We start from the raw sequence: 25,919 nt of genomic DNA on the forward strand, positions 1-25,919 counted from the left end.
CCTGCCCGGCGGGCGCCTGCGGTCCGGTGTCGCTCCCCGGTCCCGCGGCCCGGTCAGGTGGTGGCGGGCCGGGACAGCGCCCGGCGCAGCGCCAGTGCCGCCATCGGCAGCAACAGACAGGCGCCGGCCGCGTTCAGCCAGCCGTAACCCGCCTGGGAGACGATCACCCCGGCGACCGCGCCGCCGATGCCCGCAGCCGTGTTCATGGTCAGGTCCGACAGACCCTGCACGGCGGCGCGGGCGGGCTGCGGCACGGAGTCGGTGAGGAGCGCCGAACCGGCCACCAGACCCGCCGACCAGCCGAGTCCGAGTACGAACAGGCCGGCGGCCGTCTGTCCATGACTGGGACCGGCCGTGCCGGCCAGCAGCGCTGCGCAGGACAGCAGCCCGACGGCCAGACCGATCACGGCGAGCCGTCCGAAGCGGTCGGAGAGCCAGCCCATCACTGGTGAGAACGCGTACATGCCGGCGATGTGGCCGCTGATGACCAGGCCGATCAGCTGCAGGTCCGCGCCGTGGTGGCCCAGATCGACCGGGGTCATCACCATGATCGACACCATCGCGGTGTGCGATCCGGCCACCGTCACCAGCGCCAGCCGGGCCATCGGCGAGGCCCGCACCGCCGCGATGCCCGCCCGCAGCGAACGGCCGCCCACGGAGCGGCTGTCCTGCGGGGCCAGCGCACGCGCGGTGAGCAGCGGATCGGGCCGCAGCAGCACCGCGACCACCACCGCGGCGAGCAGGAAGATCCCGGCAGCCCAGAGGAACGGTCCGGCCGTCTCGGGTATGGAGGTGGACCGGAAGACCCGGCCCGCCGGAGCCGCAATGTTGGGGCCGAGGACCGAACCGATCGTGGTGGCCCAGATGACGGTGGAGATCGCCCGGCCGCGACGGTCCGGCTCGGCCAGGTCGGCGGCGGCGAACCGCGCCTGCAGATTGGCCGACGAACCGGCGCCGAACCCGGCCATGCCGAGCAGCAGCAACGGGAAACTGCCCACGACGGCGGCCACGACCACCAGCCCCGCGCCCAGCGCACCGATCAGATACGCGAGAACGAGGCCGGGGCGTCGGCCCCGCGAGGTCATCAGCGCGGCCAGCGGCAACGACAGCAGCGCCGTGCCGGTCACCGACGCGGTCGGCGCGAGCCCCGACAGCGCCTCGGAGCCGCTCACCTGCGTTGCCAGCACGGGGGCCAGGGCGATACCGATGGGCACACCGAGGCCGCCGAGGATCTGAGAGGCGATCAGCACTGCGGACGTCCTGCGCCTAAGAGCGGGCAGCTCCGCCGCCGTGACGGGTGCCGCCCCGGTGGGCTCACCTGGCCCGCCTGGTTCGCCGGGTCCGGTGGGGGAGTCAGGTGCATCGAGGGTGTTGGTCACTGACGGAGTGTGCCAGCTCGCACGTGGGTACGAAAACGGGTTCCGGGCCGGTCGGGGCACGCGGGCTCAGAACAGAGGCTGCGGCAGAACTCCTTCCAGCGCCAGCAGCTGCCGCTTGGTCTCCAGGCCGCCGCCGAACCCGCCGAGTCCGCCGTCGCTCTCCACCACCCGGTGGCAGGGCACCACCACGGGCAGCGGGTTGGACCCCATGGCCGCCCCGACCGCCTGCGCAGCGCCCGGCTGTCCCACCCGCGCGGCGAGATCCCCGTACCCGACGACCGTTCCGTACGGCACGCCCGTCGCCAGCTCGCGGAGCACCTGGCGGTTGAAGCCTGAGGTCAGCGACCAGTCCAGGTCGAGCGAGAACTCCCGCGACGAACCGGCGAAGTACTCCACGAGCTGGCGTATCGGCTCGGCGAGGCGCCCGGAACCGGGCGCCTCCACCGGCTCCGTCCCGAGACGGGTGCGCAACAGTCCGACCGCCCTGTCCCGCACGGCGGGCCCGGCGTGGAAGACCACACTCACCAGCCCCGCGTCGGTCGCGGCAAGCAGCAGCGGCCCGATGTCGCTCCCGACGACGGCCCACTCGACCCTGCCGCCGGCATCGCCTCCGTCGGCACCCCCGTTGTTGTTCATGGAATCCACCGTACGGCCGGTCACTGACAACGGGGGGCGGGATGCTCCCTCCGGTCGTCAGCCGGTGGTCTCGCGCACCACATCGGGGGTGTTGGTGATGATCCCGTCCACGCCGAGGAGGTCCACCTTCACGGCGGTCGCCGCATCGTTGACCGTCCAGGTGTTGACCCTCAGCTTCTTGCCGTGCGCGCCCTTCAGCGCGTGCACGGCGGCGACGTAGTCGGTGCCGATCGACGTGTACGACGGATTGATCTGGTCGGTGAACGCCGCGTACGACGTCAGATCGGCGATCGCGGGGGTGCCGAGGAAGCCGGTGCTGATGTCCGGACGCTGCCGATGGACCTTCTTCAGACTGCCCGCGTCGAAGCTCTGGATCACGAGTCGGCTCCTGACGTGATCGCGGTCGAGCCACCCGGCCCGGCGCAGCACCCGCAGGGTCTCCTTCTCGATGCCCGGATAGAGCTTTGGGCTCTTGATCTCCAGCAGCAGCTTCTGCCGGTTGCGCCCGATCCGGTCCAGGTACTGCGTGAGCGTGGGGACCCGGGTCCCGGTGTACCGCGCACCGAACCAGCTGCCCGCGTCCAGCCGGGCGATCTCCGCGGCCGTGAAGTCCTTGACCGCCCACGGCGCACGGTCAGGGAAGACCTCCTCGACGTCGGTGGTCCGCTTCAGATCGGTGTCGTGGATGACGACCGGCACACCGTCCCTGGTGAGCTGGACATCGTTCTCCACCCAGTCGAAGCCGAGACGGTCGGCCCTGTCGACGGCGGCCAGGGTGTTCTCCGGCGCGTACGCCGAGGCACCCCGGTGGGCGAAGACGACCGGGGCGGCGTCGGACCTCCCGCCGGCCTGCGCGCCGACCGTCCGGATGCCGGTCACTGTCTCCGCTCCCGTGGCCGAGCCGGTGTCCGTGGCCGGTGAACGGGGGGTGGGAAGCAGCAGCGCGCCGACGCCCAGCAGGGCGGCGGCGAGGGAGACGGTTGCGGTGCGTGCGTGCACGTGTACTCCTTGCGGCAGAGCGACGGACGGGCCGGGTGTGACAGCCGTCCCCCGACGAGGGGCGGGCGAAGGACGGCCATCACGTGAACGCGGCAGGCAGGACGGGGTCACGGGCCGGTTTCCGAGTCGATAAAATGCAGCTCTTCTGTTTGTTTGCCGGGACTTGCGCCTTAGGGTCACCCCGAACCCGGGCTTCCTCGAAGGGCGTACGAGCATGCAGGGCACAATCGACGGTTTCAGCTATGGAGTGGTGACGCCCATCGCGGCGTTCCTCATGGCGTGCCTCGGCGCGGCCCTCGGGCTGCGCTGCACGACGCGGTCGCTGCGCACCGAGCGTTCCTTCAAGGCCGGCTGGCTCGCCCTCGGGGCCACTTCCATCGGCTCCGGCATTTGGACGATGCACTTCATCGCGATGATGGGCTTCAGCGTCGACGAGACGTCGATCGGCTACGACACCCCGATCACGTTCGCCAGCCTGGCCATCGCGATCGTCATGGTCGGTATCGGCATCTTCATCGTCGGCTATCGGGGCGCCACCCCCATGGCCCTGGTCACCGGCGGCACCATCACCGGACTCGGCGTGGCCACCATGCACTACCTCGGCATGGCCGGCATGCGCCTCGAGGGACAGCTCGAGTACGACACGCTCACCGTTTCGCTCTCCGTCGTCATCGCCGTCGTCGCCTCCACGACCGCACTGTGGTCGGCGGTCTCCATCCACGGCTTCCTGCCCAGCCTCGGCGCCAGCGTGGTGATGGGCGTGGCCGTGAGCGGGATGCACTACACGGGCATGGCCGCGCTCAGTGTTCATCTGCACCCCGCGGCCGTCGCGCCGTCCGTGACCGACAGCGGGCCGACCTCGGCCCTGATCCCGCTGATGATCGGCCCGGCCTGCTTCCTCCTGCTCGCCGCGGTGGTCGTCATGTTCGATCCCCTGGTGGTGCTGGGCTCCCCGGAGTGGGACGACCCCCGCAACGGAGTCGGCGCCGGTCGGCCCCCCGGCATCCCCGCCCAACGCCAGGTCCCACGCTTCGGTACCCACGCCGACCCGGCGTCGTTCCAGTCGCAGCACCGGGAATCCCCGCGGCCCCGGGACTGGTGACCGGGCCCGGTTGTCAGTGGGGGGTCGTACCGTGGTTCCATGCGGCCCGTTTCGAAGATCGAACGTTCGGTGGCGCCTTTCGAGGTCGTCAGTCCCTACCAGCCCAGCGGTGACCAGCCCACTGCCATCGCCGACCTGGAGCGGCGTATCCGGGCAGGTGAGAAGGATGTCGTGCTGCTCGGCGCGACCGGCACCGGTAAGTCGGCGACCACCGCCTGGATGATCGAGAAGCTGCAGCGCCCCACCCTGGTGATGGCGCCGAACAAGACCCTCGCCGCCCAGCTGGCGAACGAGTTCCGTGAGCTGCTCCCCAACAACGCCGTCGAGTACTTCGTCTCGTACTACGACTACTACCAGCCCGAGGCGTACATCCCGCAGTCGGACACCTACATCGAGAAGGACTCGTCGATCAACGACGAGGTCGAACGACTGCGCCACTCCGCGACGAACTCGCTGCTCACCCGCCGCGACGTCGTCGTGGTCGCCTCGGTCTCCTGCATCTACGGCCTCGGTACGCCGCAGGAGTACGTGGACCGCATGGTCCCGCTCACAGTGGGGGAGGAGATCGACCGCGACCAGCTGCTGCGCCGCTTCGTAGAGATCCAGTACACGCGCAACGACGTCGCGTTCACCCGTGGCACCTTCCGGGTGCGCGGCGACACCATCGAGATCTTCCCGGTCTACGAGGAGCTCGCCGTCCGCATCGAGATGTTCGGCGACGAGATCGAGGCGCTCTCCACCCTCCATCCGCTCACCGGCGAGGTGATCAGCGAGGACCGCGAGCTCTACGTCTTCCCCGCCAGCCATTACGTGGCGGGCCCGGAGCGCATGGAGAAGGCGGTCAACGGCATCGAGCGGGAGCTGCAGGAGCGCCTCGACGAGCTGGAGAAGCAGGGCAAGCTGCTGGAGGCCCAGCGGCTGCGGATGCGCACCACGTACGACATCGAGATGATGCGCCAGATCGGCACCTGCTCCGGCATCGAGAACTACTCGATGCACATGGACGGCCGCGAGCCCGGCACCGCCCCCAACACCCTCCTCGACTACTTCCCCGAGGACTTCCTGCTCGTCATCGACGAGTCGCATGTCACCGTGCCGCAGATCGGCGCGATGTACGAGGGTGACGCCTCCCGCAAGCGTAGCCTCGTCGACCACGGCTTCCGGCTGCCGTCCGCCCTCGACAACCGCCCCCTGAGGTGGGAGGAGTTCACGGAGCGGATCGGCCAGACCGTCTATCTCTCCGCCACCCCGGGCAAGTACGAGCTGTCCCGCGGCGACGGGTTCGTGGAGCAGATCATCCGCCCCACCGGCCTCGTCGACCCGGAGGTCGTCGTCAAGCCCACCGAGGGCCAGATCGACGACCTGGTGCACGAGATCCGCAAGCGCACCGAGAAGGACGAGCGGGTCCTGGTCACCACCCTCACCAAGAAGATGTCCGAGGATCTCACGGACTACTTCCTGGAGCTGGGCATCCAGGTCCGTTATCTCCACAGCGATGTCGACACGCTCCGCCGCATCGAGCTGCTCCGCGAACTGCGTGCCGGGGAGTACGACGTCCTGGTCGGCATCAACCTCCTCCGCGAGGGCCTCGACCTGCCCGAGGTCTCCCTGGTCGCCATCCTCGACGCCGACAAGGAGGGCTTCCTGCGCTCCGGGACGTCCCTCATCCAGACCATCGGCCGCGCGGCCCGCAATGTGTCCGGCCAGGTCCATATGTACGCGGACAAGATCACCCCGGCGATGGAGAAGGCCATCGACGAGACCAATCGGCGCCGGGAGAAGCAGATCGCGTACAACACCGAGCGTGGGATCGATCCGCAGCCACTGCGCAAGAAGATCAACGACATCGTCGCGACGATCGCCCGCGAGGAGATCGACACCGAGGAGCTGCTCGGCACCGGCTACCGCCAGGGGAAGGCCGTCAAGGCACCCGTTCCCGCGCTCAGTGGCAAGGCGGCCAAGGCGGGAAAGGCGGCCGGAGCCAAGAAGGCCGACGTGGTGGTCACGGACCGGCCCGCCACCGAGCTCGCCGGGATCATCGAGGAGATGACCGACCGGATGCGGGCGGCCGCCGCCGACCTGCAGTTCGAAGTGGCCGCCCGACTGCGCGACGAGGTGGGCGAGTTGAAGAAGGAGTTGCGCCAGATGCGGGAGGCGGGCCTCGCCTGACCCACCGCAGCCAGTGTGTTGCAAGACCGACACAAAAATGCTCCGGAGCTGCTGCGCCTTCGGCGTGACTGCGTAGGGTGCTGGGCAGCCGCACGGACGGGTGCGGGGCAGCGGAGAGGGGACAGCGCGTGACGGTCAACATGACCAAGGGTCAGGCCATCAGCCTGCAGAAGAGCGACGGGGGGACCCTGACCGCGGTACGGATGGGGCTCGGCTGGCAGGCGGCGCCGCGCCGCGGTCTGTTCGGCTCGCGCACACGGGAGATCGACCTGGATGCCTCGGCGGTGCTGTTCGCCGACAAGCAGCCGGTCGACGTGGTCTTCTTCCGTCACCTCGTCAGCGACGACGGCTCGGTGAAGCACACCGGCGACAACCTGGTCGGCGGCGCCGGTTCCGGTGGCGACGACGAGGCGATCCTCGTCGACCTGCAGCGGGTGCCGGTCCACATCGACCAGATCGTCTTCACGGTGAACTCCTTCACCGGCCAGACGTTCCAGGAGGTGCAGAACGCGTTCTGCCGCATCGTCGACGAGACCAACGGCCAGGAGCTCGCCCGCTACACGCTGGACGGCGGCGGCCAGTACACCGCCCAGATCATGGCCAAGGTGCACCGCGTGGGCGCCGGGTGGCAGATGACCGCTCTCGGCAACCCGGCCAACGGTCGCACCTTCCAGGACCTGATGCCGGCGATCCTGCCGCACCTGTAGGCACAGCCGGACCGTTCGGGTCCGTATCGGTAGGGGCAGCTCCCGGAGGCAACGGCCGCCGGGAGCTGCCCCGCATGGCACCGCACCACGGCATCACGCCGACGGACAGCGCACCGCGCAGCATCAACTCGTCGAGGGGACAGGGCAATGACGGCCGAGCTGGTCCGGGGGCAGAACCACACCTTGCCCCAGACCCGTCTGGAGATCCGGGTATCGGCCGGTACGCCCGTCGTGGCCGGTGCCACGCTCGGAGACGAGCAGGGCACGGTGCACGGCATCGAGTGGATCGCCCACCCGGGCTCGCCCCAGCTGCCCGGACTCGAAGTGTCCAAGCAGGCCGCCGCCCAGCACCGGCTCGCCGTGGACCTCGACGCCCTGCCCGCCTCGGTGCACCGCGTCACCGTGCTGCTGGCGCTGCCCATGGGCGTCGGTGGCCCCGTCAGGTTCGGTGCGGTCGCCGCACCCTTCGTCGCTGTCACGGGTCTCGAAGGCACCGAGATCGCCACCTTCACCCTCACCGGTCTCGACAGCGAGTCCGCGGTCGCCGCCCTGGAGCTCTACCGCCGCCAGGGCGCCTGGAAGGTCCGCGCGGTCGGCCAGGGCTATGCGGGCGGTCTCGCCGCGATGCTCGCCGACCAGGGGGTGTCCGGTGCGCAGGAGCTGGCCCGGTCGGTCCATGAGGCGGTCGCCCGGGGCGTGGCCCGCTCGGTGGCGCCGCCCCCGCCCCGTACCCCGGAAGGCGACCGGGTCCGCCACGCCGGCACGGCCTCCGGCCAGCAGCCGCCCGCGACACCTCCCGCCGCACCGATCGGCGACCCGGCCCCGGCAGCCACCCCGCTGCCCGGCCCCGCACAGCCCCGACCGGCAGGCGACGCGGTCCCCGCCGCGGGGTCCGCCACGAGTGGCCCCATCAACTACGCACACCCGCGCCGCCAGTCCGCGGCGCCCCCGCCGCCCCCGCCCACCGCACCGCCCGCCGAACCGGGCCGGCCCGCCCAGCCCGTCGCCGGGGACGCGACCGGCTGGTCGATGGAGGAGCGTCTCTACAACCAGGTCTGGGGCATGTTCGAGGATCTGGCCCGCACCACCGCCGCCTACCGCAGCGCCGTCGACTTCGCCGAGTCCCGCATGGACCAGGAGCTCGACCGGGCCCTGTCCGACCCGCGCAACCGGATCGGAGGAGCGGGCGACCGGGCCCGCGAGGAGGCCCGCACCAAGCGCGACCAGCTGACCGACCGGGCCCGCGAGGCGCTCGACCGCGATCTCGCCCAGCTCGCCGCCGAGTCCGCCGTCGTCGAACCCGCGCTCCCCGCCGCGTACGCGGGCTGGGACAACCCCGTCTGGCATGCCTACCGCGTCCCCATGGAGATCCCCATGGCCCTGCGGATCGGCGACCTCCATCTGCCCGAGAGCGCCGACCTGCGCATCCCGCTGCTCGTACGGCTGCCGCTGGAGCGCGGAATCTGGGTCGACAGCGGGCGTACGGCCTCCGAGGCGGCGGCCCTGACCGGTCCGGACCAGCTCCGCCGCCTCGCCATGGAGAACGCCGTCGCGCACGCGGCCCGGCTGCTCGCCGTCTACCCGGCGGACGAGTTCTCCGTCCATGTCATCGACCCCGCGGGCTCGGCCGCAGCGGCGCTCGCGCCCCTGGTCGACTCCGGGGTGCTTGCCGCGCCCCCCGCCGCCGGCGCCGGGGGAGTGGCCTCTGTCCTCGCCCATCTCACCCGGCGCGTCGACCTCGTGCAGATGGCGATCCGGGCCGGCGCCGCCGATGCGCTCCCGCCGGACCTCGACACCGCCGAGCAGTTGTTGATCGTCAACGACTTCCCGCACGGCTTCGACGACCGGGCCGTCACCCAGCTGCGCTACCTCGCGGACGAGGGCCCCTCGGTCGGCGTCCACCTGCTGATGGTCGCGGACCGGGAGGACGCGAGCGCGTACGGGCCGGTGCTCGACCCGCTCTGGCGCTCCCTGCTGCGGATCACCCCGGTCGCCGACGATCACCTGGCCGATCCCTGGGTCGGCCACGCCTGGACGTACGAGCCGCTGAGGACTCCGCCCGGCAGCCGCGTGCTGCAGAACGTGCTCGCCCAGGTGGCCACCGCTCGTCGTGGTGGGCGGCCTTGACCCATCGGACCACCACTGACCTGCACTTTTGAAAGATCTTTTTGCTGGCCTTTACCTTTTCTTGGTGTTCCCTGTACTGTTCTTCGAACGGAGGGGAGTACTCCCATACGCGACGTGCCCGTCAGTACGGACTGTGACCGGTCCCGGGGCGTCGGCCCGTGGCGCGCACCCGGTGCGCCGGGGTGGAAGAGACCTCCGGCAGCGACGACGCTGATCAGTAGCCGTAGCGAACTGCCGGAGGCGCAGTGGACGTTTCATGGACCCTCTGGGCACTGACCATTCTTGGTCTGTCAGCCCTTATCGCCGTCGACTTCTTCATCGGGCGCAAGCCCCATGACGTGACGACCAAGGAAGCCGGAATCTGGACGATCATCTGGATCGCGCTGGCCGTGCTCTTCGGACTCGGCCTGCTCGTGTTCGGCGAGAGCCAGGCATCGGGCGAGTTCTTCGCCGGCTTCATCACCGAGAAGTCGCTCAGCGTGGACAACCTCTTCGTCTTCGTCCTGATCATGGCGAAGTTCTCGGTGCCGTCCCATCTCCAGCAGCGCGTGCTGCTGGTCGGCGTGCTGATCGCGCTGGTTCTGCGAGCGATCTTCATCGCCGCGGGCGCCGCGGTCATCGCCAACTTCTCGTGGGTCTTCTACATCTTCGGCGCGTTCCTGATCTACACCGCTTGGAAGCTCATCCAGGAGGCGCGGGCCGACGAGGAGGAGGACGAGTTCGAGGAGAACCGCCTCCTCAAGTCGATCGAACGCCGCTTCGGTGTCGCCGACAGGTACCACGGCACCAAGCTCTTCATCAGGAACAACGGCAAGCGCGTCCTGACCCCGCTGATGGTCGTCATGCTCGCCATCGGCACCACCGATGTGCTGTTCGCGCTGGACTCCATCCCCGCGATCTTCGGGCTGACCCAGGACCCGTACATCGTCTTCACCGCCAACGCCTTCGCCCTGATGGGGCTGCGGCAGCTGTACTTCCTCATCGGCGGTCTGCTGAAGAAGCTGGTCCACCTCAGCTACGGGCTCTCGGTCATCCTCGGCTTCATCGGCGTCAAGCTGGTGCTGCACGCCCTGCACGAGTCCGGGGTGCATGTCCCCGAGATCTCGATCCCGGTCTCGCTCGGCGTCATCTGCGGCGTGCTGGTGATCACCACGATCACCAGCCTCATCGCCAACAAGAAGCAGGCCGCGGCCGAGGCCGACCGTGAGGCGGAGGAGAGTTCCCGCATCGAGGCCTGATGCGGCGGTGCGGGTGGGCGGTGCAACCGCTCACCCGCACTCTCATGTCACCAGCCGCGTGCGCGCCACTCGGGCAGCTGCGGACGCTCGTCGCCGAGCGTCGTGTCGTGGCCGTGGCCCGGATAGACCCAGGTCTCGTCGGGCAGCACGTCGAAGAGCTTGGTCTCCACGTCGTGGAGCAGGCTCGCGAACGCTTCGGGGTCCTTGCGGGTATTGCCGACCCCGCCGGGGAAGAGGCAATCCCCGGTGAACAGATGCGGGGCGCCGTGCGGGTCGTCGTAGACCAGCGCGATGGAGCCCGGGGTGTGACCGACCAGATGGCGCGCGGTCAGGGTGACCTGCCCCACCCGGATCGTGTCGTCGTCGTCGACCAGCACATCGGTCGGGACCGGGATGCCCTCGGCGTCGTACCGCCCCGCATAGGTACGCGCACCGGTGGCCGCCACCACCTCGCCCAGCGCCTGCCAGTGGTCGCCGTGCTGATGGGTGGTGACGACGGACGCGATGGAGTCGTCACCGATCAGCCGCAGCAGGGTGGGGGCCTCGGCGGCCGCGTCGATCAGGAGCTGCTCGCCGGTGGCCCGGCAGCGCAGCAGATAGGCGTTGTTGTTCATCGGGCCGACGGCGACCTTGGAGATCATCAGGTCCGTCAACTCGTGTACATCCGCAGGTCCGCCGACCTTGACCGTTCCGCTGTACGTCATACGTCTCAGCCTATAGCGGCGGCAGTACGGGAAGAGGGCCGCCGTCGACCTTCAGCACCGAGCCGTCGCGGCGTCCGGCGAGCCAGCCGAGCAGCTCCGGCGCCGGTCCGCGGACCGCGACGGCCGGGCCCTCGGCGCCGCCACCCGTGGTCCAGAACCGGCCGTCGTCGGCGCCCAGACCCGTGGACACGACCTCCGGGTGACGGCCGAACCGCTCCGCGAGGAAGTCGATCTCACGGGCCACGAATTCGTCCGGAAGATCTTCGAGCTCGTAGCCGATCCCCAGGTCGACATGGTGCAGATCGACCTCGATCCAGCGGCGGAAGGGGACCCGGGAGGCGGAGTCGGTCACGCCGTTGCGCATCGTGATGGTGCGGGACCAGTCGGCCGGCTCGGCGGCGGCGGCCAGGAAGCGGGCCGCGCTCTCGCGCAGGTCGGCCAGCTGTTCGGTGAGCGGCCGGGGTGCGTCGCGCTCGATGTCCCGATCGCGGGTTTCGCTGTCTGCGTACATGGGACGGCCCTGGAGAACATTTACGAGCGCGTCGGCGTTACGGGAAAGGTGTGCAAGGACATGGCCCCGGCTCCAGCCGGGCAGCCGTGACGGTTCGGCGGCGGTGACGTCGTCCAGTTTCACCGTCGCGCTGAGGAGTCGATCCGTCGCTTCACGTACGGCTGCCAGGTCGTGCGCGTGATCAATCATGCGGCTGAGCCTAGCCTCGGCACTCGTTCGGGTGAAGGAGTCATCGACCGTCCATAAATCGAATGCGCGTGCTATACGCTCGGAGTCGAAAAGCTTCGTACACCGCTGTGGCGCCCCCCATACCCTGGGACAGGGGCTCAGTTCCCCCACTTCTCTCTAGAAAGGTGCGGACCGGCGTGACCGACCGTCTCATCGTCCGTGGCGCTCGCGAGCACAACCTCAAGAACGTCTCGCTCGACCTTCCCCGCGACTCCCTCATCGTCTTCACCGGGCTTTCCGGGTCGGGCAAGTCGTCTCTCGCGTTCGACACGATCTTCGCCGAGGGCCAGCGCCGGTACGTGGAGTCCCTCTCCTCGTACGCCCGGCAGTTCCTCGGCCAGATGGACAAGCCGGACGTCGATTTCATCGAGGGCCTGTCCCCGGCCGTCTCCATCGATCAGAAGTCGACCTCGCGCAACCCGCGCTCGACGGTCGGCACGATCACCGAGGTGTACGACTACCTCCGGCTGCTCTTCGCCCGGATCGGCAAGCCGCACTGCCCCGAGTGCTCTCGCCCCATCTCCCGGCAGTCGCCGCAGGCCATCGTCGACAAGGTGCTCGGCCTGCCCGAGGGCAGCCGCTTCCAGGTGCTGTCGCCGCTGGTGCGCGAGCGCAAGGGCGAGTTCGTCGACCTCTTCGCCGATCTGCAGACCAAGGGCTACAGCAGGGCCCGGGTCGACGGCGAGACCATCCACCTCTCCGAGCCGCCCACGCTGAAGAAGCAGGAGAAGCACACCATCGAGGTGGTCATCGACCGCCTCACGGTGAAGGACAGCGCCAAGCGCCGGCTGACCGACTCGGTCGAGACCGCGCTCGGGCTCTCCGGCGGCATGGTCGTGCTCGACTTCGTCGACCTCCCGGAGGACGACCCCGAGCGTGAGCGGATGTATTCCGAGCACCTCTACTGCCCGTACGACGACCTCTCCTTCGAAGAACTGGAGCCGCGCTCCTTCTCCTTCAACTCCCCCTTCGGCGCCTGCCCCGACTGCACGGGCATCGGTACGCGGATGGAGGTCGACCCGGAGCTGATCGTCCCCGACGAGGAGAAGTCCCTCGACGAGGGTGCGATCCACCCCTGGTCGCACGGCCACACCAAGGAGTACTTCGGGCGGCAGATCGACGCGCTCGCCGCAGCCCTCGGGTTCCGTACGGACATCCCGTGGGCCGGGCTGCCTCAGCGGGCCAAGAGGGCCCTGCTCTTCGGCCACAAGATCCAGACCGAGGTCCGCTACCGCAACCGGTACGGGCGTGAGCGCGCGTACACCACCCCGGCCTTCGAGGGCGCGGTGCAGTTCGTCAAGCGGCGGCACTCCGACGCCGAGAGCGACTCCAGCAGGGAGCGCTTCGAGGGCTACATGCGCGAGGTGCCCTGCCCGACCTGTGAGGGCACCAGGCTGAAGCCGATCGTCCTCGCGGTCACGGTGATGGAGAAGTCCATCGCCCAGGTCGCCGCGATGTCCATCAGCGAGTGCGCCGAATTCCTCGGTCGGATGAAACTGAACGCCCGCGACAAGAAGATCGCCGAGCGGGTGCTCAAGGAGGTCAACGAGCGGCTGAGGTTCCTCGTCGACGTCGGCCTCGACTATCTCTCGCTGAACCGCGCGGCGGGCACTCTGTCCGGCGGCGAGGCGCAGCGCATCCGGCTCGCCACCCAGATCGGCTCCGGACTCGTCGGCGTGCTGTACGTGCTGGACGAGCCGTCCATCGGCCTGCACCAGCGCGACAACCACCGGCTGATCGAGACGCTGGTCCGGCTCCGTGACATGGGCAACACGCTCATCGTCGTCGAGCACGACGAGGACACCATCAAGGTCGCCGACTGGGTCGTCGACATCGGCCCCGGCGCCGGTGAGCACGGCGGCAAGGTGGTCCACTCCGGCTCGCTCAAGGAGCTGCTCGGCAACGACGAGTCGATCACCGGCCAGTATCTGGTCGGCAAGAAGGCCATCGCGATGCCCGACATCCGGCGCCCGGTCGACCCGACGCGCAGGCTCACGGTGCACGGAGCCCGGGAGAACAACCTCCAGGACATCGACGTCTCCTTCCCGCTCGGGGTGCTCACAGCCGTCACCGGAGTCTCGGGGTCGGGGAAGTCGACGCTGGTCAACGACATCCTCTACACCCACCTGGCGCGCGAGCTGAACGGCGCCAAGTCGGTCCCCGGGCGGCACACCCGGGTCGACGGCGACGACCTGGTCGACAAGGTGGTGCACGTCGACCAGTCGCCGATCGGCCGTACGCCCCGGTCCAACCCGGCGACGTACACCGGCGTCTTCGACCATGTCCGCAAGCTGTTCGCCGAGACGATGGAGGCGAAGGTGCGCGGCTATCTGCCGGGCCGCTTCTCCTTCAACGTCAAGGGCGGCCGCTGCGAGAACTGCTCCGGCGACGGCACGATCAAGATCGAGATGAACTTCCTGCCGGACGTGTACGTCCCGTGCGAGGTCTGCCACGGGGCGCGGTACAACCGGGAGACGCTGGAGGTCCACTACAAGGGCAAGTCGATCGCCGAGGTGCTCGACATGCCGATCGAGGAGGGCCTGGAGTTCTTCGAGGCCGTCCCGACGATCGCCCGCCATCTCCGTACGCTCCACGAGGTGGGCCTCGGATACGTCAGGCTCGGTCAGTCCGCGCCTACGCTCTCCGGCGGTGAGGCGCAGCGCGTGAAGCTCGCGAGCGAGCTGCAGAAGCGCTCCACCGGCCGCACGGTCTACGTCCTGGACGAGCCGACCACCGGACTGCACTTCGAGGACATCAGCAAGCTCATCAAGGTGCTGTCCGGACTGGTCGACAAGGGCAACTCGGTGATCGTCATCGAGCACAACCTCGACGTCATCAAGACCGCGGACTGGGTCATCGACATGGGTCCCGAGGGCGGCAACGGCGGTGGCCTGGTGGTCGCCGAGGGTACGCCGGAGCTGGTCGCGACGGTCCCGGCGAGCCACACGGGCAAGTTCCTCCAGGGCATCCTGGACGCGGACCGGGTGAGCGAGGCGGCGGTGCCCGCAGCGCGGAAGCCGGTGCGGAGGACGACCGCGAAGAAGGCCGTGGCCGCGAAGTCGTCCCCCGCGCGGAGGACGGCGACGGCCAAGACGGATATCGGCGGGAGCGCGGCGGCCAAGTCGGCCAAGTCGGCCAAGTCGGCCAAGTCGGCCAAGACGGCTGCGGCGAAGAAGACGACCCGCGCACGCAAGGCCTGACGCGCCGCGCGTCGAGGTGACGGCTCCCGGCCGCCAGGCGGGGAACCGTCACCTCGCGGGCAGCCCCCACCGGTCGCGTGCGGCCACGCTCGGCTGCCGCCCGGTGACAGCCCGGCGCGGGCGACAGCAACCGGCGATGGTCTGCCACCGCCGGTTGCCGCGAGGAGTGGGTGGCCCGGCCCGCCGCCGACCCGGCCTGCGGCCGCTGCGGGTCGGTCATGGCTGCTCAGGTGCGGTTGCGACCGCTCCTGACCAGGCATGACCGTCCACGACCCGCCCGGCCGCAGGACCGCCCGTCTCCGCCGGTATCGTCGGTTCTGTCACTGATGCCGGTGGTGCCCCGGGTGCCTTCCGGTACCCCTGATGCACCCGGTGTCTCCCCGACGCCCCTCTTCGTCCCACCCCTCTCACCCCGTGGAGTCCGCATGTCCGGCCAGCCCACCGCCCGCCGTACCGTGCTGAAGGGTGCCGCTCTCGCCGGTGTCGCCGGGCTGGGAGTGGCCGCCTGTTCGACCGAATCGAAGCTCGGGCACGCCCAGACGCCGACCCCCACCGCCCCCGTCGAGCTCGGCTCCCCGGATGAGGTGCCGGTCGGCGGATCCAAGCTCTACCGCGAGCAGCGGGTCGTCGTCAGCTGCCCGGCCAAGGGCGAGTTCAAGGCGTTCAGCGCCCAGTGCACCCACGCGGGCTGCCTGCTGGACAAGGTCGAGGACAACGAGGGGAACTGCCCCTGCCACGGCAGCCGCTTCGACACGACCACCGGTAAGGCGGTGCAGGGTCCGGCCACCGTGCCGCTGCCCTCCGTCCCGGTCAAGGTCGAGGGCGGAAAGCTGATCGCCGGTCCTGACGCCTGACGCCCGACGCCCAGGGCCGGGTCACCCCCAGTCCCAGTCGATGCCGATCAGGCCGGGCCGTACCCCCTGCTCCACCAGGTGAACGCTCCGGTGCCGACCGGTGAGGGCGAGGTCCGCGCGGCCACGGCGCGGCGCCCCCGCCGACACCTGGGCGCCGAAGACGTACGTCTCACCCGCCCGCAGCCGGGTGTCGAAGAGCAGCTCGGCGACGAGCACCCCCGCCTCCCGGTCCCGGCGGACCCGGCCCGTCCGGCAGTTCACCCGGGCCGTCACCGTCACCCGCGCGGGATCGCGGCCCGGATCGCCCCGGTACACGGCGAGGTAGCGGTCGATCCCGTCGCGGTGCGCCCGTACGACATGCTGCGAGTCCCGGCACTGCATCTCCCGGCCGGGCCCGATCCGTACCCGCTCCTGGTGCCCCACCGTGTGCAGTCCGCCGTCGGCAGGCGACCCCGGCGCGTCGAGCAGCCGCTCCACTGCCCCGGCCGCCTCCATCAGCGAGCGATACGATCGCGCCGCCGGGCGCTCGGCGTCCGCGCGGGCATCCCCGGCCCGCAGGAGCCGCAGCAGTGAGTCGCCCGGCAGCCGCAGCACCTCCTCCAGTGCTTCCACCGCCCGCAGGGACTCGGCGCGCTGCGGGCGCCGGGCGCCGTGCTGCCAGTAACTGAGGCTGGTCACACCGACCTTCACCCCGCGGTGTGCGAGATGGTGCTGCACCCGCTGGAGGGGGAGTCCGCGGACCGACAGAGCGGTGCGCAGCGCCAGATGGAACGGGCCGGTGTGCAGCACCTGCGCCAGTTCGGCCTCGATGTGCTGCATGACGCGCCTCCGGTGAACATTCACGACACGGGCGGCGGGACCGCGCCGCTGGGAGCGGGGCGGCAGGTCGCCGGGGGCGGACCGTTCACGCATCCGCCTCACCGCTCACCCCGCGATGTTTCCCCGCATTGAAGCGTGTTGTCCCCGAGAACGGTTGACGCTCCCTCAGCAGCGTCCGGACGCTCCGATTACCCCACCCCCGCCTGTGCGCCGCCGTCGTCCCGCCCTGGCGGCCGCCCACGACGCCGCCACCGACCTTGGACACCCTGTCCCGGTTCTCGCCCGGGAGGGCGCGGCCACCAGGCAGCCGCACCACGCATCGAGGGCGGCGCCGTCCCCGTGCGCACCCCGGCCCCGGACTTCGTCGCCGGGACATGGGCGCGCCCACGTCCCGCCCGGCGGTCTCCTCGGACGGCCGGAAAGCGTCCCTTCGGACCGTCCCCGAGGCGGGGACGTCAGGCGCCTGGCAGGTGGTGAACATCGTCGGCGACGACGAAGACGCGGTACGCCACCGCGGGAGCCCGCAAGCTCCCCGGCGGCACGGTCTTCCGCGAGCCGCGGATGGATGCCCGGTAGCTCCGGAAAGACGGCCGCGTGCTCCCGCTGGACCAGGACGCGGCCCGGGTGGTCGGCGCCCGTGGCCCCACATCGGACGCCCACCGCCCCGGTTGCAGGAGGGTGACCGGAACAAGCTCCTCGGCTCCGGCTGTGCCTGCTCCGGCAGGGCGGGCGGCTGCGCGGCGGCCGGCATCACCCCTGACGTCACCGCACTGTCACTGCCCGCAAGTAGGGTGGGAGGCATGGCAGACCCCTCCAGCTACCGCCCCAAGCCGGGACAGATCCCCGACTCCCCGGGGGTCTACAGATTCCGTGACGAGCACCGCCGGGTGATCTACGTCGGGAAGGCGAAGAGCCTGCGCCAGCGCCTGGCCAACTACTTCCAGGACCTGGCCAATCTCCACCCCCGTACGCGCACGATGGTCACCACGGCCGCCTCCGTCGAGTGGACCGTCGTCGCCACCGAGGTCGAGGCGCTCCAGCTGGAGTACTCCTGGATCAAGGAGTACGACCCCCGGTTCAACGTCAAGTACCGGGACGACAAGAGCTATCCGTACCTCGCGGTCACGCTCAACGAGGAGTTCCCGCGCGTGCAGGTCATGCGCGGTGCCAAGAAGAAGGGCGTGCGCTACTTCGGTCCGTACGGGCACGCCTGGGCGATCCGCGAGACCGTCGACCTGATGCTCCGGGTCTTTCCCGTACGCACGTGCTCCGCCGGTGTCTTCAAGAACGCCGCGCGGACCGGCCGCCCCTGCCTCCTCGGCTACATCGGCAAGTGCTCGGCGCCCTGCGTCGGCCGGGTCACCCCCGAGGAACACCGCGAACTGGCGGACGATTTCTGCGACTTCATGGCCGGCCGCACGGGCACGTACATCCGCCGCCTGGAGAAGGACATGATGGCGGCGGCCGAGGAGATGGAGTACGAGCGGGCGGCCCGGCTCCGCGACGACGTGGAGGCCCTCAAGCGGGCCATGGAGAAGAGCGCCGTCGTCCTCGCCGACGCCACCGACGCCGACCTGATCGCGCTCGCCGAGGACGAGCTCGAGGCCGCCGTGCAGATCTTCCACGTCCGCGGCGGCCGGGTGCGCGGCCAGCGCGGCTGGGTCACCGACAAGGTCGAGGCGGTCGACACCTCGGACCTCGTCGAGCACGCCCTGCAGCAGTTGTACGGGGAGGAGACGGGCGACTCCGTCCCCAAGGAGGTCCTCGTCCCGGCCCTTCCGGAGGACCCGGAAGCGGTCTCCCAGTGGCTCGCCGACCGCCGAGGCTCCCAGGTCAGCCTGCGCATCCCGCAGCGCGGCGACAAGAAGGACCTGATGGTGACGGTCCAGCGCAACGCCCAGCAGGCCCTGGGGCTGCACAAGACCAAGCGCGCCTCCGATCTGACGACCCGCTCCCGCGCCCTGGAGGAGATCGCCGAGGCGCTCGGCCTCGATTCGGCTCCGCTGCGCATCGAGTGCTTCGACATCTCCCATCTCCAGGGCGACGACGTGGTCGCCTCCATGGTCGTCTTCGAGGACGGTCTGGCCCGCAAGAGCGAGTACCGCCGCTTCCAGATCAAGGGCTTCGAGGGCCAGGACGACGTCCGCTCGATGCACGAGGTGATCGGCCGCCGCTTCAAGCGGTACCTGCAGGAGAAGGAACGGACGGGGGAGTGGGAGGAGACCCCTGCCCCCACCGGAGCCGTCCCGGCCCCGGAAGCCTCCGATGCCGACCCCTTCGAGGTCGGGTCCCGCGAGGACGACGGCCGCCCCAAGAGGTTCGCCTACCCGCCGCAGCTCGTGGTGGTCGACGGCGGCCAGCCACAGGTCGCCGCGGCCATGCGGGCCCTCGACGAGCTGGGGATCGACGACATCGCCGTCTGCGGCCTCGCCAAGCGTCTCGAAGAGGTCTGGCTGCCCGAGGACGACGACCCCGTGGTCCTGCCCCGCTCCAGTGAGGGCCTCTACCTCCTGCAGCGCGTCCGCGACGAGGCCCACCGCTTCGCCATCACCTACCAGCGCGCCAAGCGGGCCAAGCGCATCCGCTCCAGCCCTCTCGATGCGGTCGCCGGACTCGGCGAGACCAGGAAGCAGGCGTTGATCAAGCATTTCGGCTCCGTGAAGAAGCTGAAGCAGGCGACAATCGACGAGATCTGCGAGGTTCCGGGAATAGGCCGCAGGACGGCGGAATCAGTGGCTGTCGCCCTCGCCTCGACCGCCCCGGCCGCGCCCGCCGTGAACACGGCGACAGGAGAGATCATTGAAGAGGACGACGGGGGCAGCGCAACATGACTGAGCACGAGCAGGAACAAGAGCACAATCAGCAGCACGAGCAAGAACGCGCGCATGACCGCACAGACCGAGCAGACGGAGCAGGACACGTGAGTACGGGCACCACGATCGAGACGGGCGACGCCACTGCGGCCATCCCCGAGCTGGTGATCATCTCCGGTATGTCGGGCGCCGGGCGGTCCACCGCCGCCAAATGTCTGGAGGACCTCGGCTGGTTCGTCGTCGACAACCTGCCGCCCGCGCTGATCCCCACCATGGTGGAGCTGGGTGCCCGGTCGCAGGGCAATGTGGCCCGGATCGCCGTCGTCGTCGACGTGCGCGGCCGCCGCTTCTTCGACAACCTCCGGGAATCCCTCGCCGACCTCGAGGCCAAGCACGTCACCCGGCGGATCGTCTTCCTGGAGTCGTCCGACGACGCGCTGGTCCGCCGCTTCGAATCGGTCCGCCGCCCGCACCCCCTCCAGGGTGACGGCCGCATCGTCGACGGCATCGCGGCCGAGCGCGACCTGCTGCGCGAGCTGCGCGGCGACGCCGACCTGGTGATCGACACCTCCAGCCTCAACGTGCACGAGCTGCGCGCCAAGATGGACGCCCAGTTCGCCGGCGACGAGGAGCCGGAGCTTCGGGCCACGGTGATGTCGTTCGGCTTCAAGTACGGCCTGCCGGTCGACGCCGACCTGGTGGTGGACTGCCGCTTCCTGCCCAACCCGCACTGGGTCCCGGAGCTGCGCCCGTTCACCGGGCTCAACGAGGAGGTGTCGGCGTACGTCTTCGACCAGCCGGGCGCCAAGGAGTTCCTCAACCAGTACACCGAGCTGCTGCAGCTCGTCGCCGCGGGCTACCGCCGCGAGGGCAAGCGCTATGTGACGATCGCCGTCGGCTGCACGGGCGGCAAGCACCGCTCCGTCGCGATGTCGGAGAAGCTCGCCGCGCGGCTCGCCACCGAAGGAATCGAGACCGTCCTCGTCCACCGGGACATGGGGCGCGAGTGACCAGCCGTAATCTGCGCCTGCGGCGGCTGCGCAGAGCCACCTCTGCGCTCTCCGCCCGCAAGCGCGGCGCCCCGCATCCCAAGGTCGTCGCCCTCGGCGGCGGCATGGGCCTGTCCGCGTCGCTCGCGGCGCTGCGTCGGATCACCGGCGATCTCACCGCCGTGGTCACCGTCGCCGACGACGGCGGCTCCAGTGGTCGGCTCCGCGAGGAGCTCGGCGTCCTGCCGCCCGGCGACCTCCGGAAGGCGCTCGCCGCGCTCTGCGGCGACGACGACTGGGGCCAGACCTGGGCCCAGGTCATCCAGCACCGCTTCCAGTCCAAGGGCGATCTGCACGAGCACGCGGTCGGCAATCTGCTGATCGTCGCCCTGTGGGAGCAGCTCGGTGACCATGTGCAGGCCCTGGACCTGGTCGGCAAGCTCCTCGGCGCGCACGGCCGGGTGCTGCCCATGTCCGCCGTGCCGCTGGAGCTCCAGGCGCTCGTACGGGGTCACGACCCGGCCCGTCCGGACGAGGTGGACACGGTGCGCGGCCAGGCGACGGTGGCGCTCACCCCCGGTGAGGTGCAGTCCGTGCACCTCGTCCCGAACGACCCGCCGGCCGTACCGGAGGCGGTCGAAGCGGTCCTGGACGCGGACTGGGTGGTGCTCGGCCCGGGATCGTGGTTCTCCTCCGTGATCCCGCATCTGCTCGTACCGGAACTGCTCGACGCGCTCGTCGTGACGAAGGCCCGCAAGGTCCTCTCGCTCAACCTCGCACCGCAACCCGGTGAAACTGATGGCTTCTCTCCGCAGCGTCATTTGGAGGTTTTGGGACGACACGCCCCTAAACTCGCCCTGGACGTGGTGCTGGCCGACGAAGCCGCCGTGCCCGATCGCGAGTCCCTCGCCGATGCCGCCAAGCGGCTCGGTGCCGCGGTCGAGCTGGCGCCGGTGGCCTCACCCGACGGCGTTCCGATCCATGATCCGGAGCTGTTGGCCGCCGCGTACGACCGTATTTTTCGGATGCATGGAAGGATCGGCCCATGGCGATGACGCCAGCGGTGAAGGACGAAATCTCTCGGCTTCCCGTGACCCGGACCTGCTGCAGGAAGGCAGAGGTTTCGGCGATTCTTCGGTTCGCGGGCGGGCTGCACCTGGTGAGTGGCCGGATTGTGATCGAGGCGGAGCTGGACACCGCGATGGCGGCACGCCGGCTGAAGCGGGACATTCTCGAGATCTTCGGGCACAGCTCGGAGCTGATCGTGATGGCCCCCGGCGGTCTGCGGCGCGGCTCCCGCTATGTCGTACGAGTGGTGGCGGGCGGCGACCAGCTGGCCCGCCAGACCGGCCTGGTGGACGGCCGCGGCCGTCCGATCCGCGGTCTGCCGCCGCAGGTCGTCTCGGGGGCCACCTGCGATGCCGAGGCCGCCTGGCGCGGGGCCTTCCTGGCCCACGGCTCGCTCACCGAGCCGGGCCGCTCCTCCTCGCTGGAGGTGACCTGCCCGGGCCCGGAGGCGGCGCTCGCGCTGGTCGGCGCGGCCCGCAGGCTCTCCATCGCGGCGAAGGCACGCGAGGTGCGCGGCGTCGACCGTGTCGTCGTCCGCGACGGCGACGCGATCGGTGCCCTGCTCACCCGGCTCGGCGCCCATGAGTCGGTGCTGGCCTGGGAGGAGCGGCGGATGCGCCGCGAGGTCCGCGCCACCGCCAACCGGCTGGCCAACTTCGACGACGCCAATCTGCGCCGCTCCGCGCGGGCCGCGGTGGCGGCGGGTGCCCGCGTCGGGCGTGCCCTGGAGATCCTGGGCGAAGAGGTGCCCGAGCACCTTGCGGCGGCCGGACGGCTGCGCATGGAGCACAAGCAGGCCTCCCTGGAGGAACTGGGCGCCCTCGCCGACCCGCCGCTGACGAAGGACGCGGTGGCCGGCCGGATCCGCCGACTCCTGGCCATGGCCGACAAGCGGGCCCAGGACCTCGGTATCCCGGGGACGGAGTCCACCCTGAGTGAGGAGCTCGCCGACGGCCTGGTGGGCTGAGCGGAAACGGCGGCGAAAGTCGGCCGAAAGCGGAACACGCGGCATTCTCGCAGGTGTTGACAGACAGTAATCATCGCTGCGTGCGCAGCCGAGCGTCCGGAGGCCCGTACTTTTACCGGGGAGTACGGGCCTCCGCGGCGCTTCCGGCGCCGCTCGATGTCACTCACGGGCCCTTGGAGAGGTAGGGTCGGAGGCGGTCGGGGACATCCCAATACAACTCGCCGGCGTCGAAAACCGGCGTACCTAACGAGGAGATCGGTTCGTGACGATCCGCGTAGGCATCAACGGCTTTGGCCGCATCGGTCGTAACTACTTCCGCGCGCTGCTGGAGCAGGGTGCGGACATCGAGATCGTGGCTGTCAACGACCTGGGTGACACTGCGACCACGGCCCACCTTCTGAAGTACGACACCATTCTGGGTCGTCTGAAGGCCGAGGTCAGCCACACCGCCGACAGCATCACCGTCGACGGCCACACCATCAAGGTGCTCTCCGAGCGCAACCCGGCCGACATCCCCTGGGGTGAGCTGGGTGTCGACGTCGTCATCGAGTCGACCGGCATCTTCACCAAGAAGGCCGACGCCGAGAAGCACATCGCCGGTGGTGCCAAGAAGGTCCTCATCTCGGCTCCGGCCAAGGACGAGGACATCACGATCGTGATGGGCGTCAACGAGGACAAGTACGACGCGGCCAACCACCACGTCATCTCCAACGCCTCCTGCACCACCAACTGTGTTGCGCCGATGGCCAAGGTTCTGGACGAGAACTTCGGCATCGTCAAGGGCCTCATGACGACGGTTCACGCGTACACGAACGACCAGCGCATCCTGGACTTCCCGCACTCCGACCTGCGTCGCGCCCGCGCCGCCGCGGAGAACATCATCCCGACCACGACCGGTGCCGCCAAGGCCACCGCTCTGGTGCTCCCTCAGCTCAAGGGCAAGCTCGACGGCATCGCGATGCGCGTTCCGGTCCCGACCGGCTCGGTCACCGACCTGGTCATCACGCTGGAGCGCGAGGTCACCCGCGACGAGGTCAACGCCGCCTTCCAGAAGGCCGCCGAGGGCCCCCTCAAGGGCAAGCTCGTCTACACCCAGGACCCGATCGTGTCCTCGGACATCGTCTCGGACCCGGCGTCCTGCACCTTCGACTCCCTGCTGACCATGGCAGAGGGTACGCAGGTCAAGGTCATCGGCTGGTACGACAACGAGTGGGGCTACTCCAACCGCCTCGTCGACCTGACCGTGTTCGTCGGCAGCCAGCTCTGACCGTCGAATCGGCAGGCACCTCGATGTGAGCACGGGGCTCGGACGGCGCAACGCAGCGCCGTTCGAGCCCCGTTGCATGCTCTCCCGCCCTCCAAGGAGTCCAGCAAGATGAAGACGATCGACGAACTTCTCGCCGAAGGGGTCGCCGGCAAGCGCGTATTCGTCCGCGCCGACCTCAACGTGCCGCTGAGCGGCACCACCATCACCGACGACGGCCGCATCCGCGCCGTTCAGCCGACCGTGGAGAAGCTCGCCGCGGCCGGTGCGAAGGTCATCGTCGCCTCGCACCTGGGTCGCCCCAAGGGCGCCCCGGACCCGGCCTTCTCCCTGGCCCCCGCCGCCGCCCGGCTCGGCGAACTGATCGGCGCCGACGTCGCCTTCGCGACCGACACGGTCGGCGAGTCCGCCCGCGCCACGGTCGCAGCCCTCACCGACGGCCGGGTCGCCGTCATCGAGAATCTCCGCTTCAACCCCGGCGAGACGTCGAAGGACGACGCCGAGCGCGGCGCGTTCGCCGACCAGCTCGCCGAACTCGCCGATGTGTACGTGGGCGACGGCTTCGGAGCGGTCCACCGCAAGCACGCCTCGGTCTTCGACCTCCCGGCCCGGCTGCCGCACGCCGCGGGCGACCTGATCGCCACCGAGGTCGGCGTCCTGAAGAAGCTCACCGAGGACGTCGCACGTCCCTACGCGGTCGTGCTCGGCGGCTCCAAGGTCTCCGACAAGCTCGGCGTCATCGACCACCTCCTGGAGCGGGCCGACCGCATCCTCATCGGCGGTGGCATGGCGTACACCTTCCTCAAGGCCCAGGGCCACGAGGTCGGCAGTTCCCTCCTGCAGGAGGACCAGATCCCGGCGGTGCTGGAGTATCTGAAGCGCGCCGAGGAGAAGGGCGTGGAGTTCGTGCTCCCCGTCGACGTCGTGGTCTCCGAGCAGTTCCCGGACCTCAAGACCAAGGCGCCGACCCAGCACAGCACTGTGCCCGCGCACGCCATCCCGGCCGGCGTGATGGGTCTGGACAACGGACCCGAGACCAACAAGCTGTACGCCTCGAAGCTCGCCGACGCCGTCACCGTCTTCTGGAACGGGCCGATGGGCGTCTTCGAGCACCCCGACTACGCCGAGGGCACCCGGGCGGTCGCCCAGGCCCTCGTCGACTCCTCGGGCTTCAGTGTCGTCGGCGGTGGCGACTCCGCCGCTGCCGTCCGCATCCTGGGCTTCGACGAGAACGCATTCGGCCACATCTCGACCGGTGGCGGCGCCAGCCTCGAATACCTCGAGGGCAAGACGCTTCCCGGCCTCGCCGCACTGGAGGACTGACTTTTCATGAGCACCCGTACCCCGCTGATGGCGGGCAACTGGAAGATGAACCTCAACCACCTCGAGGCCATCGCACACGTCCAGAAGCTCGCCTTCGCCCTGGCCGACAAGGACTACGACGCCGTCGAGGTCGCCGTCCTGCCGCCCTTCACCGACCTGCGCTCGGTGCAGACGCTGGTCGACGGCGACAAACTGAAGATCAAGTACGGCGCCCAGGACATCTCGGCGCACGACTCCGGCGCGTACACCGGTGAGATCTCCGGTCCCATGCTCGCCAAGCTGAAGTGCACCTATGTCGCGATCGGCCACTCCGAGCGGCGCCAGTACCACCACGAGACCGACGAGATCGTCAACGCCAAGGTGAAGGCCGCCTACAAGCACGGCCTGACCCCGATCCTGTGCGTCGGCGAGGAGGAGTCGGTCCGTGAGGAGGGCCGCCACGTCGCGCACACCCTCGCGCAGGTCGACGGCGCGCTCAAGGACATCCCGGCCGAGCAGGCCGAGACCATCGTGATCGCGTACGAGCCGGTCTGGGCCATCGGGACCGGCAAGGTCTGCGGCTCCGACGACGCCCAGGAGGTCTGCGGGGCCATCCGCGGCCGGCTTGCCGAGCTGTACTCCCAGGAGCTGGCCGACGCGGTCCGCATCCAGTACGGCGGCTCCGTGAAGTCGGGGAACGTCGCGGAGATCATGGCGAAGCCCGACATCGACGGCGCCCTGATCGGCGGCGCCGCGCTGGATGCCGACGAGTTCGTCAAGATCGTCCGCTTCCGCGACCAGTGAGTATGCGGTAGCGCCGATCCGTCGTACCCTTGCGGGGGC

Annotated in this window: 20 protein-coding genes; 14 read left to right on the top strand and 6 right to left on the bottom strand. The window is 69.9% G+C overall.

The genetic code is table 11. From position 1 onward, the window contains the following. Nucleotides 1-53: 53 nt before the first annotated feature. The 3 genes from OG395_RS38130 to OG395_RS38140 all read right to left on the bottom strand — a co-directional run bounded on the left by OG395_RS38130 (nucleotide 54) and on the right by OG395_RS38140 (nucleotide 3,014). A complete protein-coding gene (locus OG395_RS38130) occupies nucleotides 54-1,379 on the bottom strand; it encodes an MFS transporter (protein ID WP_442818640.1) in 1,326 nt (441 codons plus the stop codon). A 66-nt stretch (nucleotides 1,380-1,445) separates the two neighbouring features. Continuing rightward, nucleotides 1,446-2,015: a methylated-DNA--[protein]-cysteine S-methyltransferase gene (locus OG395_RS38135; protein WP_327246999.1), complete on the bottom strand. Its 570-nt coding sequence runs from the start codon at nucleotides 2,013-2,015 to the stop codon at nucleotides 1,446-1,448. Between the two features lie 57 nt (nucleotides 2,016-2,072). Then, nucleotides 2,073-3,014: a glycerophosphodiester phosphodiesterase gene (locus OG395_RS38140; RefSeq protein WP_327247000.1), complete on the bottom strand. Its 942-nt coding sequence runs from the start codon at nucleotides 3,012-3,014 to the stop codon at nucleotides 2,073-2,075. Nucleotides 3,015-3,228: 214 nt separating this feature from the next. On the opposite strand from OG395_RS38140, the gene OG395_RS38145 reads away from it, so the two are divergent. The 5 genes from OG395_RS38145 (at nucleotide 3,229) to OG395_RS38165 (ending at nucleotide 10,357) form a co-directional block, all read left to right on the top strand. Then, nucleotides 3,229-4,116 (top strand): MHYT domain-containing protein, encoded by an 888-nt coding sequence (locus OG395_RS38145; RefSeq protein WP_327247001.1) that lies wholly within the window; start codon nucleotides 3,229-3,231, stop codon nucleotides 4,114-4,116. A gap of 39 nt (nucleotides 4,117-4,155) precedes the next feature. Next, nucleotides 4,156-6,285 carry an excinuclease ABC subunit UvrB gene (gene uvrB / locus OG395_RS38150; protein ID WP_327247002.1) on the top strand — a complete coding sequence of 710 codons (2,130 nt, stop codon included), beginning with the start codon at nucleotides 4,156-4,158 and terminating at the stop codon, nucleotides 6,283-6,285. 128 nt (nucleotides 6,286-6,413) lie between these two features. After that, nucleotides 6,414-6,992, top strand: a complete 579-nt coding sequence (locus OG395_RS38155) for a TerD family protein (RefSeq protein WP_030919738.1) — start codon at nucleotides 6,414-6,416, stop codon at nucleotides 6,990-6,992. Nucleotides 6,993-7,139: 147 nt separating this feature from the next. Further along, on the top strand, nucleotides 7,140-9,119 hold the full coding sequence (locus OG395_RS38160; protein ID WP_327247003.1) for a TerD family protein: 1,980 nt from the start codon (nucleotides 7,140-7,142) through the stop codon (nucleotides 9,117-9,119). A 245-nt stretch (nucleotides 9,120-9,364) separates the two neighbouring features. Then, a complete protein-coding gene (locus OG395_RS38165) occupies nucleotides 9,365-10,357 on the top strand; it encodes a TerC family protein (protein ID WP_327247004.1) in 993 nt (330 codons plus the stop codon). Nucleotides 10,358-10,404: 47 nt separating this feature from the next. Here OG395_RS38165 and OG395_RS38170 read toward each other — a convergent pair whose 3' ends face one another. Further along, a complete protein-coding gene (locus OG395_RS38170) occupies nucleotides 10,405-11,061 on the bottom strand; it encodes an MBL fold metallo-hydrolase (RefSeq protein WP_266986906.1) in 657 nt (218 codons plus the stop codon). A gap of 10 nt (nucleotides 11,062-11,071) precedes the next feature. Further along, complete coding sequence (locus tag OG395_RS38175) at nucleotides 11,072-11,761, bottom strand: maleylpyruvate isomerase family mycothiol-dependent enzyme (protein WP_327247005.1); 690 nt, start codon at nucleotides 11,759-11,761, stop codon at nucleotides 11,072-11,074. Nucleotides 11,762-11,937: 176 nt separating this feature from the next. On the opposite strand from OG395_RS38175, the gene uvrA reads away from it, so the two are divergent. Then, on the top strand, nucleotides 11,938-15,000 hold the full coding sequence (gene uvrA / locus OG395_RS38180) for an excinuclease ABC subunit UvrA (RefSeq protein WP_327247006.1): 3,063 nt from the start codon (nucleotides 11,938-11,940) through the stop codon (nucleotides 14,998-15,000). Between the two features lie 425 nt (nucleotides 15,001-15,425). Next, complete coding sequence (locus OG395_RS38185; RefSeq protein WP_327247007.1) at nucleotides 15,426-15,854, top strand: Rieske (2Fe-2S) protein; 429 nt, start codon at nucleotides 15,426-15,428, stop codon at nucleotides 15,852-15,854. A 21-nt stretch (nucleotides 15,855-15,875) separates the two neighbouring features. Here the strand turns inward: OG395_RS38185 and OG395_RS38190 are convergent, their stop codons facing one another. Next, nucleotides 15,876-16,673, bottom strand: coding sequence for a hypothetical protein (locus OG395_RS38190; RefSeq protein ID WP_327247008.1), 798 nt, complete (start codon nucleotides 16,671-16,673; stop codon nucleotides 15,876-15,878). A gap of 800 nt (nucleotides 16,674-17,473) precedes the next feature. Between OG395_RS38190 and uvrC the strand changes: the two genes are divergently transcribed. The 7 genes from uvrC to tpiA all read left to right on the top strand — a co-directional run bounded on the left by uvrC (nucleotide 17,474) and on the right by tpiA (nucleotide 25,880). Then, the gene (gene uvrC / locus OG395_RS38195; RefSeq protein WP_327247009.1) at nucleotides 17,474-19,504 is read left to right on the top strand and encodes an excinuclease ABC subunit UvrC; all 2,031 of its coding nucleotides are present in this window, start codon (nucleotides 17,474-17,476) and stop codon (nucleotides 19,502-19,504) included. Beyond that, nucleotides 19,501-20,496 carry an RNase adapter RapZ gene (gene rapZ, locus OG395_RS38200; protein ID WP_327247010.1) on the top strand — a complete coding sequence of 332 codons (996 nt, stop codon included), beginning with the start codon at nucleotides 19,501-19,503 and terminating at the stop codon, nucleotides 20,494-20,496. Before uvrC ends, rapZ begins: the two co-directional genes overlap by 4 nt. Beyond that, nucleotides 20,493-21,530, top strand: a complete 1,038-nt coding sequence (locus tag OG395_RS38205; protein WP_266986918.1) for a gluconeogenesis factor YvcK family protein — start codon at nucleotides 20,493-20,495, stop codon at nucleotides 21,528-21,530. The genes rapZ and OG395_RS38205 overlap by 4 nt, the downstream gene beginning before the upstream one ends. After that, nucleotides 21,521-22,510 (top strand): DNA-binding protein WhiA, encoded by a 990-nt coding sequence (whiA, locus tag OG395_RS38210; protein WP_030919772.1) that lies wholly within the window; start codon nucleotides 21,521-21,523, stop codon nucleotides 22,508-22,510. The genes OG395_RS38205 and whiA overlap by 10 nt, the downstream gene beginning before the upstream one ends. 262 nt (nucleotides 22,511-22,772) lie before the next feature. Further along, entirely contained in the window at nucleotides 22,773-23,777 is a 1,005-nt protein-coding gene (gap, locus tag OG395_RS38215) for a type I glyceraldehyde-3-phosphate dehydrogenase (RefSeq protein ID WP_266986920.1), read from the top strand. A 108-nt stretch (nucleotides 23,778-23,885) separates the two neighbouring features. Next, nucleotides 23,886-25,097: a phosphoglycerate kinase gene (locus tag OG395_RS38220; protein WP_327247011.1), complete on the top strand. Its 1,212-nt coding sequence runs from the start codon at nucleotides 23,886-23,888 to the stop codon at nucleotides 25,095-25,097. A gap of 6 nt (nucleotides 25,098-25,103) precedes the next feature. Beyond that, complete coding sequence (gene tpiA, locus OG395_RS38225; protein WP_327247012.1) at nucleotides 25,104-25,880, top strand: triose-phosphate isomerase; 777 nt, start codon at nucleotides 25,104-25,106, stop codon at nucleotides 25,878-25,880. The last annotated feature ends 39 nt before the right edge of the window (nucleotides 25,881-25,919 follow it).

This window comes from Streptomyces sp. NBC_01320, assembly GCF_035974375.1.
Lineage (GTDB): Bacteria > Actinomycetota > Actinomycetes > Streptomycetales > Streptomycetaceae > Streptomyces > Streptomyces yanii.